Here is a 13,731-nt window from a genome sequence, read left to right on the forward strand (position 1 = left end):
GCCGTGCTCTTGGGCGCCATGCTGTTGCTGGCCGCAGCAGGCGCCGCTGCCGGCGCGGCCGCGGCTGCCGCTGCCGAAGCAGCCGTGTACCACTCCTTCACGCCCTGATGGCCCGAGCAAGCACCCTTCTTGGTGGCGTGATTGGTGTAGCTGCCGTCCTTGCACTGGCCGGTGGAACCGGCGGGTGCGGCGGACTGCTGAGCGTAGACGGCCGGCCCGGCCAAAAGACCTGCGAACAAAACGGCGATCAGACCATACGATTTCATCTTCGATCCCTCCTGCGAATGTCGCCTGCCTGATGGGCTGCTGCCCGGCGTGGCTGGCATGTCCCGGCGCCATCGACATCGACGGACCCACTGCCGATGCGTGACGCTTCCCAAGCGCCCGAGCGCTTGCGCGCAATATGCGCCTACCCCGTGACGCTTGGATCACGCTGCCGCACTCGGCGTTCATCTGGCGTGATGCTGTTTCGCAACTTCATACGACAACGGACCGCATCGCGATGCGCGCGATGCGGTCCGCGATCATCAGTGATTGATGACCAGGTCGGCGATCACGCCCGTGGCCACGGCAACCAGCAGGAAATCGCCGGTATCGCTGCGCACCCACACGTGTTCCGGCGGCGGCGGCGCGAGGTGGTAGGCGTGGTAATCCACGTAGTAGCGACGGTCGTGGTAGTACTCCTCGGGCACGCGGCCACCGCGGTGATACCAGCCTTCGTGGTTGCCGCGGTCGTGCACGATCACGTAGTCGTGGCGATCGTGGTCGCGATCGCGGTCGTGGTCCCGGTCGTGACCCTGATCGCGGTGATCGTCGTGGCGATCCTGATCGTGCTGGTCATGGTGGTCGTCGTACTGAAACGGTGCTGCTGCGACGGTGGTGGAAGCCATCACTGCGCCCAGCATCAGTGCGAACAAGGTCTTCTTCATGCGAACTCTCCATGGGGTAGTGCCGTGGAGCAGGCGCGCCCCCTGGCGCACGTTTCCACGGCGGCGCCATGATGTGATTCGCAACGATGCACGATGGGTGAATCCGTTCGCAAAACGGTGCGCTTCCGGCGCGCAAGTTCATGCGTTGATGTGGCGTTATGTTTGGGTGGTGCGATGCATCACCCGATAGAAGAAGCCATCCCTGGCCAGCCCCTGTTCCGTATGCGTAGATCAAGGGACATCCAAACGCGTCAACTCAATGCACCATCCGGCTGCTCAGCCGCTGCTTGAGTGGCGCTGCATCCAGCAGCAGCAGGGTACGGTGATCGGGCAGTTCCACCACTTCGCGCATGTCGTTGCGCAAATCCTGATCGATCTGGTTGCGCAGCACGCCGGGCACGCCGATCTTGTCCGCCGCGTCGATCGTCACGATGTTCTCGATCGCGTCCACGATCAGGCCAAACTTCTCGTCGTCGTTTTCCACCACCAGCACCTTTGCGCCGTCGAGATCCGCATAGCCTTTCATGCCGTAGAGCGCGCGCAGGTCGATGATGGTGATCAGTTTGCGGCGCAGATTGAGCATGCCGCGCACATAGTCCGGCGCTCCCGGCGGCTGCATCACCTCCGGCGGAAAATCGATCACCTCGCGCAGCTGGTCGATGCGCATGCCCATGAGCTGGTCGAGCTTGAAGGTCACATAGGTTTCGCGCGCGCCGCCGCGACGCTTACCCTGGCCGCGATCCGCCGCCGATTCGATGGCGTACAACTCGCGATGGCCTTGGGTGAGGTCGGTGACGGTGGCGTCGCTCAACAGAGCGGTTTCATCGATCAGGATGATGTCGGGCGCGCCCTCGCGACTGATGCAGCCGGTGAACAGCTGCGGCCGATCTGCATTGAATGATGGAATGGCCAGCAGTTCCTCGTCGCGATAGCCGACGATGCTCTCCACGTCGTCCACCAGCAGACCGAAATCCATCGCCTGCTGGCGGATCACCACGATGCGCCGCGGATCCTCGAAGTCGCCGCAGGCCGCCGTCGCGGCAGCCGTGCCTGGCAGGCCAAGGAAACGGGCGAAATCCACCACCGGCACCGTGTTGCCACGCAGGTTGAGCAAACCGATGCACAAGTCGCTGGCCAGCACGGACTTGAGCAGCTCGGGCACGCGGATGATTTCGTGGATGGCGCCCATCGGCAAGGCAAGGCGCGTATCGCCCACGCGGAAGGACACGCCCTGGCGACGCTGCCCCATGGCCGCACGCTGCCTGGCCGGTTCGGATGCAAGGCTGTCTGCCCTGGGCACCGGCATATCGTGCAGTTGATGGAGCGCGTCCACGCTCAGTATCTGCAGGATGCGGTTGCCGCCGTCGAGCTTGAGCGCGCCGCCTATCATCGATGAGGCTTCGCCATCGTTGAAGATCACTTTCTGCTCGTGGGTCACGCGCAGTATCTCGCCGGTGGCATCGAACAGCAGGCCAATGCGTCCCTGCCGGAACTCGACGATGGCGATCTTCGAGGTTTCACGCGTGCCGCTCTCGGGCAGCTTCAACAACTGGCCCAAATGCACGATAGGGATCAAGCGTCCKCGCAGGTTGAACAGCCCCAGCAGGTAGCTGGGAGCCAACGGCACCTGGGTGACCACGGCCGGGTAAGTCACCACTTCCTGCACCGCCGTCACCGGCAGTACGAGTTCGGTATCGCCCAGATGGAACGAACCGAACAGTTCAGTGGCTTCCTGCCGGGCCGACTTGGTAATGGAAGAGTCCATGACGTTGCTCCGGTTCACGTCGTGCGGCCGATGGTCTTGACCGCGTAGTGGTGTTGCGCGCAATCGATCACGAGCTGGCGGCCGTTCTCGCCACCTACGTCGAGGTGCACCAGCCTGATCCTGGTCTGGCCAATCAGCTGCTGCGCCATGCGCGCGTTCTGTTCGCCGATCAACCCGTGCCGTGGCGCCGCGGTGTGCTGCACCATGCAGGCGCCGCCAACGATCACGGCTTCCACTTCATCCTGCCGCGCGCGATCGAGCTCCATCATCGATAGCAAGGTGGGCACGGCGCCGGTGACGTATTTCGCGCCCTCGCCTGCCGGCCCCTGCGGCGACTCCGGCAACAGACAGTGCGCCATCCCGTAGATGCCGCGACGACGCCACAGCAGTCCGATGCCGACGCACGATCCCAGGATCGCGCGCAGCACGTCGTTGCCGCTGCCAACCCTCACCTCGCACATGCGTACCTGGATATCCTCCCCCTCAGGCATGCATACGCTCCTGTCGTCGATAGATCAGCGGCTGCTCAAAATCGAACCCGACGTTGAGCCGCGTCAGCGATTCCGATTCGCCGATGATCAGCACGCTGCCGGGCGACATGGCGCGGCGCACGTTCTCCAGCACGCTGCACTGCCCTTCCTCGTCGAAATAGATGAGGACATTGCGCAACAGGGTGATATCAAAGCGCGCGGCGCCATCCAGCCGTTTATGCAGGTGATGCTCGCGGAACACGATGTGCGAGCGCAGCGTGGGCGACGCCAGATAGCCGTCGCTGCTCGGCTGGAAATACTTGGCCAACCAGCCGGGCCGGGCGCGCTTGAGGCCTTCGATGCTCTTGCCCTGATAGAAACCCGCCTTGCCCACGGCCAGCACCTGGCTGGCGATGTCGGTGGCGAGGATCTGGTACTTGAAGGCCGGATGATGTTCGCGAAATTCCTCGCACATCATGGCCATCGAGTACGCCTCCTCACCAGTGGACGCCGCCGCCGACCACAGCTGCAGCGTCGCACCGCGATGCTCGCGGAACCACTCCGGCAGCAGCTGCTGCCAGAGCTGATCCCAGATGCGCGGCGTGCGGAAGAACGAGGTCTCGTTGGTGGTCACCAGGTTGATGAAGGCAGACACTTCGTCCGGCTGCGCATCCAGCACCGCGAGATAGTCGCGGTACCGGTTGAGCGACAGCGCCTGCAGGCGGCGGCGCAGGCGCCCCTGCAGCAAGGTCCACTTGCGGTCCGCCATATGGATGCCCGTATGGCGCTGCACCTTGTCCAGCAGCGCGCGCTGGGTGGCCAGGTCGATGTCGCTCTCGATCTCCATCGGCGCGATGCTCAGACCACGAACCGCTGGACCGTCCGATTCAGTTCATCGGCTCCCTGGGTGAGCGAGGTGGTGGAACGGGCAATGGTGTCGCAGGCAGCCGCCGACTTCTCGGTTTCTTCGGCCACCTGCTGGATGGCCGCGCTCACTTCGCGCGCCGCCACCAGTTGTTCGTCCGCGCCGCAGGAGATCTCGGAGATCGCCTGGGTGGTGCGGCCCACGCCGGCAACGATTTTCTCGAACGCTTCGCCGGCCTGCTTGGAGATCTCGCTGCCCTGCGCCACGCGCTTCACCGATTCGTTGATCAGCTTGGAGATTTCCTTGGTGGCCTGCGAGGAGCGTTCTGCCAGCTTGCGCACTTCGTCCGCCACCACCGAGAAGCCCAGGCCGTGCTCGCCCGCACGCGCCGCTTCGATGGCGGCGTTGAAGGCGAGCAGGTTGGTCTGGCTGGCGATCTCGCCGATCACCTTGATGATCTCGCTGATGTCTTCGGAAGACTTGTTGATCAGCTCCATCGACTCGATCGAGCGTGCGATCGCCTTGGCGCCGCGCTCAGCTTCCTGGTGCGTGTCCTTGGCGAGCTGGTCGGCGCTGCGCGAGTTGGTGGCGATGGAGTTGATCGAGGCGGTGAGCTCTTCGATCGACGCATTCATTTCTTCCACCGTGGCGCCGAGCAGCTGCGYGCCGCTGGCCACGCCGCTGGCGCGGCCGGCGATCTCCTGCGAACTGCCGGAGAAGCCGCTGGCGTTGTCGACCACCTTGCCGATCACGCTGCGCAGGTCGCTCATCATTTGCTGGATGCCGTCGGCGAGCTGATCGATGGGATCGCTGCCCTCGACGCGTACTTCGCCGGTGAGATCGCCTTCCGCGGCCAGTCGCACCGTTTTGAGCAGGGCCTCGACCTTGCGCTGGTCGTCGGCGGCGCGGAGCTTCACGCCCTCTTCCATGGCCACTTGCGCAGTGACGTCGGTGGCGAACTTCACTACCTTGCTGAGTCGACCGTTGCCGTCGTAGATCGGGTTGTAAGTGGCCTGGATCCAGATCACCCGACCGCCCTTGCCCATGCGCTTGTAGCGGCCTGCGTCGAATTCGCCGCGGTTGAGCTTGGCCCAGAAGTCCGCGTAGGCCGCGCTGGCCGTGTAGCTGTCCTCGCAGAACATGCGGTGATGGTGGCCCTGGATTTCCTCCAGTTCATAGCCCATCGCCTTGAGAAAGTTGTCGTTCGCGCTGATCACGTGGCCACCGAGATCGAACTCGATCATCGCCTGGGCCTTGTCGATGGCGTTGACCTTGCCTTCGAACTCCGCCTTCTGCTGGCGATTGGCGGTCACGTCCGTGGCGAACTTGATCACCTTGTACGGCTTGCCGTTCTCGTCGAATACCGGGTTGTAGGAGGCGTTGATCCACACTTCGCGGCCGTCGCCGCCGATGCGCTTGTACTCACCGCGGTCGAGCACGCCTTTGCCGAGGTTTTCCCAGAATTTCTTGTACTCGGCGCTGGCCGCATAAGCCGGTTCGCAAAAAATGCGATGGTGCTGGCCGCGAATATCCTCCAGCGTGTAGCCCATCGCCTTGAGGAAGTTGTCGTTGGCGTGGAGCACCTTGCCCTTGAGGTCGAACTCGATCACGGCCTGCACGCGATGCAATGCGTCACTGACGGCGCGAAGCTCATGCGGCACGAGCTGCAACTCCGGTGTCTCTTTTCCCATGGCCCTCTCCCCCGGTTTTTGAGCACGCATTGACTGCATGCCCGTGAAATCTCTGCGGGAGGGCGCTGGCACGGATCGCTGCGCGCAGCGATCCGGCTCCTCTTCCAACGACACAGCGCCGCCCCAGACACGTCGCGCGTGGGGCGTCGGCTACTGCGTTTGTCTCTCCCGCGTGAGAGGTATCGGCGTGGGAAAGATGCCCTTGAGGCCTGAAAACAAGGTGAAAAAGCGTGAGATTCGCAAGATGCGTGAGATTGGCGTGCCGATGGCTACCGCGTTGTCCGTTTCCCGAAAGTTGGATCGAGGCAATGTGATGGCCATCACAATGGATGGCCATCACATCATCAAGCATCACACCGACGGTCTATGGCTTAAGACATAGCAGTTTCGTCGGCGCGACGAACCTCAAGGTGCCGCTGCCCGCTGCAGATTCGACTGCGGACGCGCCACCGCGTACATCTCCCAGGCGATCTGCTTGAGCAAAGCCGTGCGGTCCGCACCGACGGCGTACAGATCAAAGTGGGTCTTATTGGGCAGGAAGCGGATGTCCGACTTCGCATGCAGTCCATCGAGCACCGCCTTGAGCCGATGCGCCGAACCATCCAGATAGAAGGTGTCGGCGGTGCCTACGATCAGGTGGATCTTGCCGTCCAGGTCCGGCGCCAGCTGCGGCCACTGGGCCTGCAGGTGATGGGCGATGTCGTAATGGTCGCGCCAGTAGTCGACCACGCTCGTGTTCACCTCACCGGTATCGCGATCGAACATCGCCAGCGGACGGCCATCGGCGCCGCGCGGCGAGAACACCCATTCGAACGACGCCATCTGGCCGCCGTAGCTGCCGAACACGCGTTCCATCTGCGCGTACTGCTGGAAAGAGGCGACCACCTTGCCCTGGTCGCGGATCAGCGGGTACGCGGCGCCCTCAGGGTTGCGATAAACGTTGGCGTGCGCCGCATACAGATCGACGCCGGTGAAATCATGGAAGTCGCTGGAATCGGGCGAGGTGGACCAGGTGCCTCCAAACGTCTTCGGATAGCGCGTCTGCAGCCACAGCGTGGCCCAGCCGCCGGACGAGTGGCCGTTGAGGAACCGGCCCGACACTTTGGCGTCCATGCGATAGCTGGCTTCCAGCTGCGGAATAAGCTCTTCGGTGAGCGCCTTGCCCCACGGTCCGTTGTTCACCGAGTCGGCAAACTCGTGTGTGCCGGTGGGCAAGGATTCGTCGAGCAGCACCCAGATCATCGGCGGCATCTGGCCGTTGGACATGGCCAGCCAGGTGTTGGCGATGACGCCGGCGAAGTGATCCATGCCGCCGCCAAAGCCATGCGTGTAATACACCACGGGATAGGTCACCTTGGCCTTGGCATCGTAGCCAGGCGGCAGCAGGACCTGGCCGCGCATATGGATCGGCCGGCCCCAGAAAGCAGTGAGTGCGGGACTGACGAAGTCGATGGTCTGCACGTGCTTGCGCGCTTCGGGCAGCGCCTCGCGCGCGGCCGGATTGATCGAAGGCGACAGCGCCCAGGGATCGGCGGCAGGCAATCGGGTCGCGAGTTTGATCGGCGGCAGGCCGGTGGCCGGCAGATGCACCTTCATCACGCTGCTGACCAGATCGCCTTCGCCACGGCCGCCATAGTTGTAGCTGTGGTTGGCGTCGAGCACCGCCTGCACGTAGTAATCGCCGGGCGCCAACTTGCTGAAGGCCGCCGGATAGGCCAGCTGGTCGGCGTCGATGTCGACGCCCTGACCCGCCACCAGGCGATTCACTTCGCGCGCCGCCACATTGACCTTGTCCGGCGAGAGCTGATCAAGATCCACCTCCGCGACCTTGCCGTTCTTGGCTTCGGCCTCGGCGAGCTTGGCCGGTTCGGCGAACACCAGCAGCCGACCGGACGCGACGTCCGTGCCGGCCACCGCCAGGTCCACGTGGAAACGCTGCGCCACGCTGGCCGGCTCGGCGGCCATGCAGGTGGCGGTGGCCAGTCCCAGGCTCAGCAGGACGGCAAGCTTCGATCGGTGTGACAGCATGACTAACTCCCTAGTGGGTGATCCCCTTTTAAACGAACCTTCAACGGAATCGCCGACAAAGTCCATCACCCTGGCTCACGCCGAAGGAGCGTCAGGGGATGCGTTCACCGGTGCCATACGGCGGCGCGTCCTGCTGCCTGATCCAGTCCGCGAGCAGGCGAAAATAGCCCTCGGTGATGCGCGTGACGCGGCGGCTGCCATCCGGGTTCTGCACGAATTCGTACATGCCGTGATCGGTGTGCGGGAACACATAGAGGTCGATCGGCTTGCCTGCGTGTTTCAGCGCGACCAGGCGTTCGCGCGTCACGCTGCCCGGCGCTTCGCGATCGTCACCGGCCAGCACCCATAGCTGCGGGATGTTCAGCGCGCGGATGGCGGCTGTCGCGTCGTAGTTCCAGAGGATATTGAGATTGTCGTGGCGGGGCGCCCCAGTGCGGCGCAGATCAGCTTCCTGTTCGGCCAGCAACTCGCCGGTGAACTCACCTTCGATGGTGTGCAGCCAGGGTTCGTTGGCGAACTTGCGCTTCACCGCGGCCAGCTGGTCGTAGCCGGCGGTGAAGTGCGAGGCCATCACCGCGTCGGTGGCGTCGGTCACTTCGCGTGCCTTGGCGATCGCCGCCGTGTCATAGCCTTTCTCCTGCATCTCCAGCGCGACTTGCTGCTGGTCTTCCTCCAGCGGTGTCATGACCAGGCCGAAGCCCACGGCCACATAATCCGCATGCGCCAAGGCCGCCGCGCGCGGCGCCACCCAGCCGCCCTGGCTGCCGCCGAAGAAACCGGCACGCGAATAGCGGCCCGCCGCCAGCTTGCGCGCCTGGTCGAGTGCGGCGGCGGCATCATCGGCGAGCAATTCGAAATTCTGCGTGTAGTCACCGGCGGATGCACCGGTGCCGCGTTTGTCGTACGCAAACACGGCCAGGCCTTCGGCAGCGAACACCAAGGGGTAATAGCCGCCGATGCCAGGCGTCTTTTCCGAACCATGCACAAATACCACCAGTGGCGGCTTGCCGTTGGACTGCGCCGGTTCGATCAACACGCCCGCCAGTTCGGTGCCGTGGCTGGTGAAGTGCGTCGGCGTTTCGCGCAGCGCCACTTTTGGCTGCGCGAGGTAGCGTCCGTCGGACTGACGCACGCTCACCACGCCTTGTTCGCAGCGTACCGGTGCGTCTGCGCCGTTGACGTCGCCGCGATGGCCATCCACAAACGTATAGCGTTCCGGTGCACTCGCACCGCTGGCCGTGGGATTGGAGATTACGACGAGCGGCTTGCCCGCCTCGCCATACACACCGTAGTCGCACGTGGCCGGAGCGGCGAACGCGATACCGGCAACCGAAACACACAGCAAGCCTACAACGAACCGTTTCATGCAACCGGCACTCCACCGTGGGGACGCCGCCACTATAGGCAGCGTCCCGCACGCATCGCCCCTGCTATTGGTCAGGGCGCGCCGGAGGTCTTGGCCGCCTTGGCGGGCGTCAGGCGCAGATCCTGGAAGTCGAAACTGAAATCGGTGAGTGGCGACACCGGTTCCATGCGCACGTCGCGAAGCTTGCCGTCGGCATCCAGCGCGTAGCTCACGAAGGCATCGGCGTTGAGCGCGCGATCATCCCAGCGCACGATGAAGGTGTCGTGCTGCCAGGGCGTCATGGTGCCCACCAGTTGCGCGGTCTTGGAGAAACGCATGCGCAGCTTGCCGCCCTGCTGGCTGACCTCGATGTCGCCGTACCACGGATCGTGGAAAGTGCCGGCATAGCTGGACAGCGGCAAGGTGGGCTTGCCGCTCTTGGCGCGCGCCGCCTCGTGCTTGCTCCAGCTGTCGTCGGCATTGCCTTCGGACTTCTTCACCGCAGCGGCATACGCGGCACTCCAATCCTTCTTGTCCTTGCCCAGGTAAGCATCGAGCACGCGATATGTCACTGCGTTGAAAGCCGCGCCCGACTCCTGGTTGGTGAGCACCACCACGCCCAGGTGAAGTTCCGGCACCAGCGTCACGCGCGACACCATGCCCGGCCAGCCACCCGTGTGCCACACCAGGCGTTGACCCTGGTAATCGGAGAGGAACCAGCCTTCGCCATAGCCGGAGAAATTCGGGCGCATCGATTTGAGTTCCGGCACCGGCGGCTCGGAAATCTTCATCGGCGTGAGCATCGACCACATCTGCTTCTGGCTGTCTTCGGAGAACAGCGCCTTGCCGTCCGGCAGCTTGCCGCCGGCCAATTGCACGTTCATCCACTTGGCCATGTCGTGCACGCTGGCGTAAATGCCGCCCGCGCCGGAGTTGTTCGACCAGGCCATCGGCGGCACCGGTTTGAGTTCGGTGAAGTTGAACTTGGCGTGGCCCATGGCCACGTCCATCCCGGGTTTGAGCTGGGTCATGTCGACCAGCGACTCATCCATACCCACCGGCGCGAAGATGCGCTTGCTGATGAAGTCGGCATAGCTCTGGCCCGACACCTGCTCGATCACCAGGGTGGCCACGGCAAACAAAATATTGTCGTAGGCATAGGCGCTGCGGAAGCTGGTGGCCAGCGGCACATTGCGCAGGCGCTGCACCACTTCCTTGGTCGAGTACGAAGTGGGCGGCCAATACAGCAGATCGCCTGCGCCCAGGCCCAAACCGCTGCGGTGTGCCAGCAGATCGCGGATGCGCATCTCGCGCGTCACGTACGGATCGGACATCTGGAACCACGGCAGATGATCGATCACGCGATCGTCCATGCTGAGCTTGCCCTGCTCGGCCAGCATCTGCAGCGCTGCAGCGGTGAACGCCTTGGTGTTGGAGGCGATGGCAAAGCGCGTGCGCGCATCGACCGGCTCGGGCTTGCCCACTTCGCGCAAACCGTAGCCCTGCTCCAGCACGATCTGGCCGTCCTTGACGATGGCGACCGCGATGCCCGGCACGTCGAACTGCTTGCGTACGCCGTCCACGTAGGCAGTGAAATCCTGCAACTGGGCCGGCAAGGCCGGCTGTGCGCTGCTGGAGACGACGGCAGTCGGCACGCTCGCCGAGGTGGTCTGCGCACAGGCCGGCGCGGCCAGCACCAAAAGTGCGATACAGCCCGCCAGTCGCGGGGAAAGGGTACGCAAGAACATTCGGCCACTCCGCCAGGGCAAAGGGCAACACTATCGCGGCAAAGGCCTTGCTGATCCAGCACTGAAAGTCATGCTGGCGACCATCTCGACGCGGACGCTCGTGCCCCGGATCATGGGACGTTGCATCGAGGACTGCGCATGAATGACTGGATTGAATGGATCGCCACGCACGCCCTGCCGCTGTGGGCGGTGTTGCTGGTAGCGGCCTTGCTGGCCGGCGATCTGGCATGGCAATGGAATCGCCATCACGGGGTAAAGACCTTGGCCGCCGGCCGTGAGCCCGTGGCATTGCGCGGCTTCACGGCGTTCCTGCTGCTGGTGACGATGTGCCTGCTGTTTGCGGCCATCGCCATCGCGCTCAAGGAGGAAGCCACGCGCTGGCTGCCGGCCTTCGACGAGACGCTGGCCGAAGATCTGCGCAGCGCCGTGCAGCCCGGCGCGCTGCGACTGGTGGCGGCCGTGTCCCATCTGGGCGACCTCGGCACGGTGGCGGCCATCACAGTGGTGGTCCTTGGCGTGTTGTTGTTCAAGCGGCAGCTGCGGCTTGCCGCTTGCTGGACGCTCGCCATGGCCGGCGTGGTGCCGATCAACAGCGGCCTGAAGGCGTGGTTCGAGCGACCGCGCCCGCTGCACAACCATGGCTACCTGGTGGAACACGGCTGGAGTTTTCCCAGCGGCCACGCGTTTGGCGCGATGGTGTTCTACGGCATGCTCGCCTATGTGCTGCTGCGCCTGCTGCCGCATCGCTTGCATCGCTGGGTGGTGGCCGGCGCGGTAGCGATGATCAGCGTGATCGGCCTCAGTCGCATCGTGCTGCAAGTGCATTACTTCAGCGATGTGATGGCCGGGTATGTCAGCGGAATGGCGTGGTTGGTGGTGTGTATTGGGGGTGCGGAGTGGTGGAGGTTGCGGGGCGCGCGGAACCCGCCATCGTCGTTGTAGGAGCGAACCCTGTGCGCGAGAGCACCACAGTTCCGCCCTTGTGGGAGCGCACCCTGTGCGCGACTGCCTCAGTTCTACCTAAGACATCGACCTCATCGCGATAACCAGTCGCGCACAGGGTGCGCTCCCACAGGGAAACGGTCAGCGATGTGATGGCTGGGTATGTCAGTGGGATGGCGTGGTTGGTGGTGTGTATTCGGGGGGGCGGAGTGGTGGAGGTTGCGGGGCGCGCGGAACCCGCGATCGTCGTTGTAGGAGCGCAGCCTGTGCGCGAGAGCACCTCAGTTTCGCCCTTGTGGGAGCGCACCCTGTGCGCGACTGCCTCAGGTTCCATCAAGACTTCGACCTCATCGCGATAACCAGTCGCGCACAGGGTGCGCTCCCACACAGGGGAAACGGAACGCGAGGGCTGCCCTCAATTCGGCGAATAAAGCTTCCGCCGCAGCAACTCTTTCGACGCCTCATCCGGCGACCCCAGCCACAGCAAATCGTCATTGGCCGGATCATTGCTGTCCGCATCGTTCAACGCATTGGCCTTGCGACGCGCAAACAACCCGGACATCGCGTGCGTGTTCTCGTCGTAGAGAATCAAAATGCGTTCGGCCGGGCAGTCATGCGGCTTGCAGGCGGTAGCGAGCAGTTGCGTGTGGCCATGGACGATGACCTGCTGCGCCGGTGTCGCGACGCCGCCCTGGCTGGTCCAGGCAGGCAATTGGTCGCCGCCGTACAGCGCGGCGAATGCCGTGGAGAAATCCGGGCGCTGCATCAGGTCGTAAAGATAGGTCAGGCCGCTGGGGCTGCTTGCGCTGGTGGCGAGCGCGGGCACTGAGGTGGAAGCCGGCGCCGGGGCCTGCCGTGCGGCGCCAGCAGTCGCCTTGTCCTCCGCTTGCTGCGAACAAGCGGTGCAGGCAAGCGCGAAACCCAGCAACACTAAGCAACGGTAATCCATGAAAGCCTCCTCGCGTGACCGTGCATTCGTGCCCGTCGCGATGGAGACGACGTGGCGCCGGCTGCCCGGCGCCACCCTGCCGCCGGTCAGCCCAGCTTGCGGGCCGCGGCGACTACATCCGCATCGCCCGGCAAAACCAGCAAGGCTGCACCGGCTAGTGGCGTGTAGGTGTCGGCACCGACAACGCGCTCCAGCGGCGTGCCGCCGCAGCCCCCCTCGGCGATGGCGGTGATGATGCCCTCGCCCACGCCAGCACTCTTGCGGCCTTCGTCCAGCACGATGATCCTTTTGGCGGACTTTGCCTGCGCCGCGATGAAGGCGTCGTTGAGAGGCGCCAGCCAGCGCAGGTCCACCACGCGCACCTTCCAGCCCAGCTCCGCTTCGATCGTGCGGGCGGCGCGCAAGGCCATCGTCACGCCATTGCCAAAGGTGAACACCACCAGGTCGTTGGCGTCCTGGCCGTAGACGCGGCCTTCGCCCAGCGTCATGGCCTCGCCCGGCGCGGGATAGCCGAATTGCCACTGGCCATCGCCCGCCTCGTACAAATCCTTGGTCATATACAGCGCGATCGGCTCGAGGAACGCACACACGCGGCCGTCGACCTTGGCCAGCGCAGTCATCGTGCGCAGCATCGTTGCCGCGTCGTCGCCGCGGCTCGGGCAGCCGACCACCAGGCCGGGAATATCGCGCAGCGCGGCGATCGAGTTGTCGTTGTGGAAGTGCCCGCCAAAGCCCTTCTGGTAACCCAGGCTGGCCACGCGCATCACCATCGCATTGCGGAACTGGTCGTTGGAGAAGAACTGCAGCGAGGCCGCCTCGCCGCGGATCTGGTCGCATGCGTTGTGGAAATAGGCCAGATACTGGATTTCCGGCAGCGGCAGCATGCCCATGTTGGCATAGCCCTGCGCGAGACCGAGGATGATGGTCTCGTCCAGCAGCGTGTTGAACACGCGGCTGCCCTTGAAGGTTTTGTTCAAGCCCTTGGTGACGGTGTAGACG

At 64.2% G+C, this 13,731-nt stretch carries 13 protein-coding genes; 2 read left to right on the plus strand and 11 right to left on the minus strand.

The window, feature by feature from the left end:
* The 6 genes from AC1DMG_RS14145 to AC1DMG_RS14170 form a co-directional block, all read right to left on the minus strand.
* A partial coding sequence (locus AC1DMG_RS14145; protein ID WP_477180664.1) for a DUF3761 domain-containing protein occupies positions 1–266 on the minus strand: 266 nt, incomplete at its 3' end.
* A gap of 261 nt (positions 267–527) precedes the next feature.
* The gene (locus tag AC1DMG_RS14150; RefSeq protein WP_441603690.1) at positions 528–929 is read right to left on the minus strand and encodes an RcnB family protein; all 402 of its coding nucleotides are present in this window, start codon (positions 927–929) and stop codon (positions 528–530) included.
* A gap of 256 nt (positions 930–1,185) precedes the next feature.
* On the minus strand, positions 1,186–2,694 hold the full coding sequence (locus tag AC1DMG_RS14155; RefSeq protein ID WP_477177377.1) for a chemotaxis protein CheW: 1,509 nt from the start codon (positions 2,692–2,694) through the stop codon (positions 1,186–1,188).
* A 14-nt stretch (positions 2,695–2,708) separates the two neighbouring features.
* Positions 2,709–3,185: a chemotaxis protein CheD gene (locus AC1DMG_RS14160; RefSeq protein WP_477177376.1), complete on the minus strand. Its 477-nt coding sequence runs from the start codon at positions 3,183–3,185 to the stop codon at positions 2,709–2,711.
* Positions 3,178–4,011 (minus strand): CheR family methyltransferase, encoded by an 834-nt coding sequence (locus tag AC1DMG_RS14165; RefSeq protein WP_477178635.1) that lies wholly within the window; start codon positions 4,009–4,011, stop codon positions 3,178–3,180. Before AC1DMG_RS14165 ends, AC1DMG_RS14160 begins: the two co-directional genes overlap by 8 nt.
* 11 nt (positions 4,012–4,022) lie before the next feature.
* Positions 4,023–5,720 carry a methyl-accepting chemotaxis protein gene (locus AC1DMG_RS14170; protein ID WP_477180665.1) on the minus strand — a complete coding sequence of 566 codons (1,698 nt, stop codon included), beginning with the start codon at positions 5,718–5,720 and terminating at the stop codon, positions 4,023–4,025.
* A 187-nt stretch (positions 5,721–5,907) separates the two neighbouring features.
* On the opposite strand from AC1DMG_RS14170, the gene AC1DMG_RS14175 reads away from it, so the two are divergent.
* Positions 5,908–6,102: a hypothetical protein gene (locus tag AC1DMG_RS14175; RefSeq protein ID WP_477180666.1), complete on the plus strand. Its 195-nt coding sequence runs from the start codon at positions 5,908–5,910 to the stop codon at positions 6,100–6,102.
* Between the two features lie 23 nt (positions 6,103–6,125).
* Here AC1DMG_RS14175 and AC1DMG_RS14180 read toward each other — a convergent pair whose 3' ends face one another.
* The 3 genes from AC1DMG_RS14180 to AC1DMG_RS14190 form a co-directional block, all read right to left on the minus strand.
* Complete coding sequence (locus AC1DMG_RS14180; protein WP_477177373.1) at positions 6,126–7,748, minus strand: alpha/beta hydrolase; 1,623 nt, start codon at positions 7,746–7,748, stop codon at positions 6,126–6,128.
* A 91-nt stretch (positions 7,749–7,839) separates the two neighbouring features.
* Positions 7,840–9,114, minus strand: a complete 1,275-nt coding sequence (locus AC1DMG_RS14185; RefSeq protein ID WP_477177372.1) for an alpha/beta hydrolase family protein — start codon at positions 9,112–9,114, stop codon at positions 7,840–7,842.
* Positions 9,115–9,185: 71 nt separating this feature from the next.
* Positions 9,186–10,841 carry a serine hydrolase gene (locus AC1DMG_RS14190; protein WP_477177371.1) on the minus strand — a complete coding sequence of 552 codons (1,656 nt, stop codon included), beginning with the start codon at positions 10,839–10,841 and terminating at the stop codon, positions 9,186–9,188.
* A gap of 138 nt (positions 10,842–10,979) precedes the next feature.
* Here AC1DMG_RS14190 and AC1DMG_RS14195 point away from each other — a divergent pair, with 138 nt between their 5' ends.
* On the plus strand, positions 10,980–11,783 hold the full coding sequence (locus AC1DMG_RS14195; RefSeq protein WP_477177370.1) for a phosphatase PAP2 family protein: 804 nt from the start codon (positions 10,980–10,982) through the stop codon (positions 11,781–11,783).
* Positions 11,784–12,198: 415 nt separating this feature from the next.
* Here AC1DMG_RS14195 and AC1DMG_RS14200 read toward each other — a convergent pair whose 3' ends face one another.
* Both AC1DMG_RS14200 and AC1DMG_RS14205 read right to left on the minus strand, forming a co-directional pair.
* Positions 12,199–12,732 carry an Ivy family c-type lysozyme inhibitor gene (locus tag AC1DMG_RS14200; RefSeq protein ID WP_477177369.1) on the minus strand — a complete coding sequence of 178 codons (534 nt, stop codon included), beginning with the start codon at positions 12,730–12,732 and terminating at the stop codon, positions 12,199–12,201.
* 86 nt (positions 12,733–12,818) lie between these two features.
* Positions 12,819–13,731 (minus strand): alpha-ketoacid dehydrogenase subunit beta (locus tag AC1DMG_RS14205; protein ID WP_477180667.1); only part of this gene is annotated, 913 nt, incomplete at its 5' end.

Source organism: Dyella sp. 01N36 (assembly GCF_056399745.1).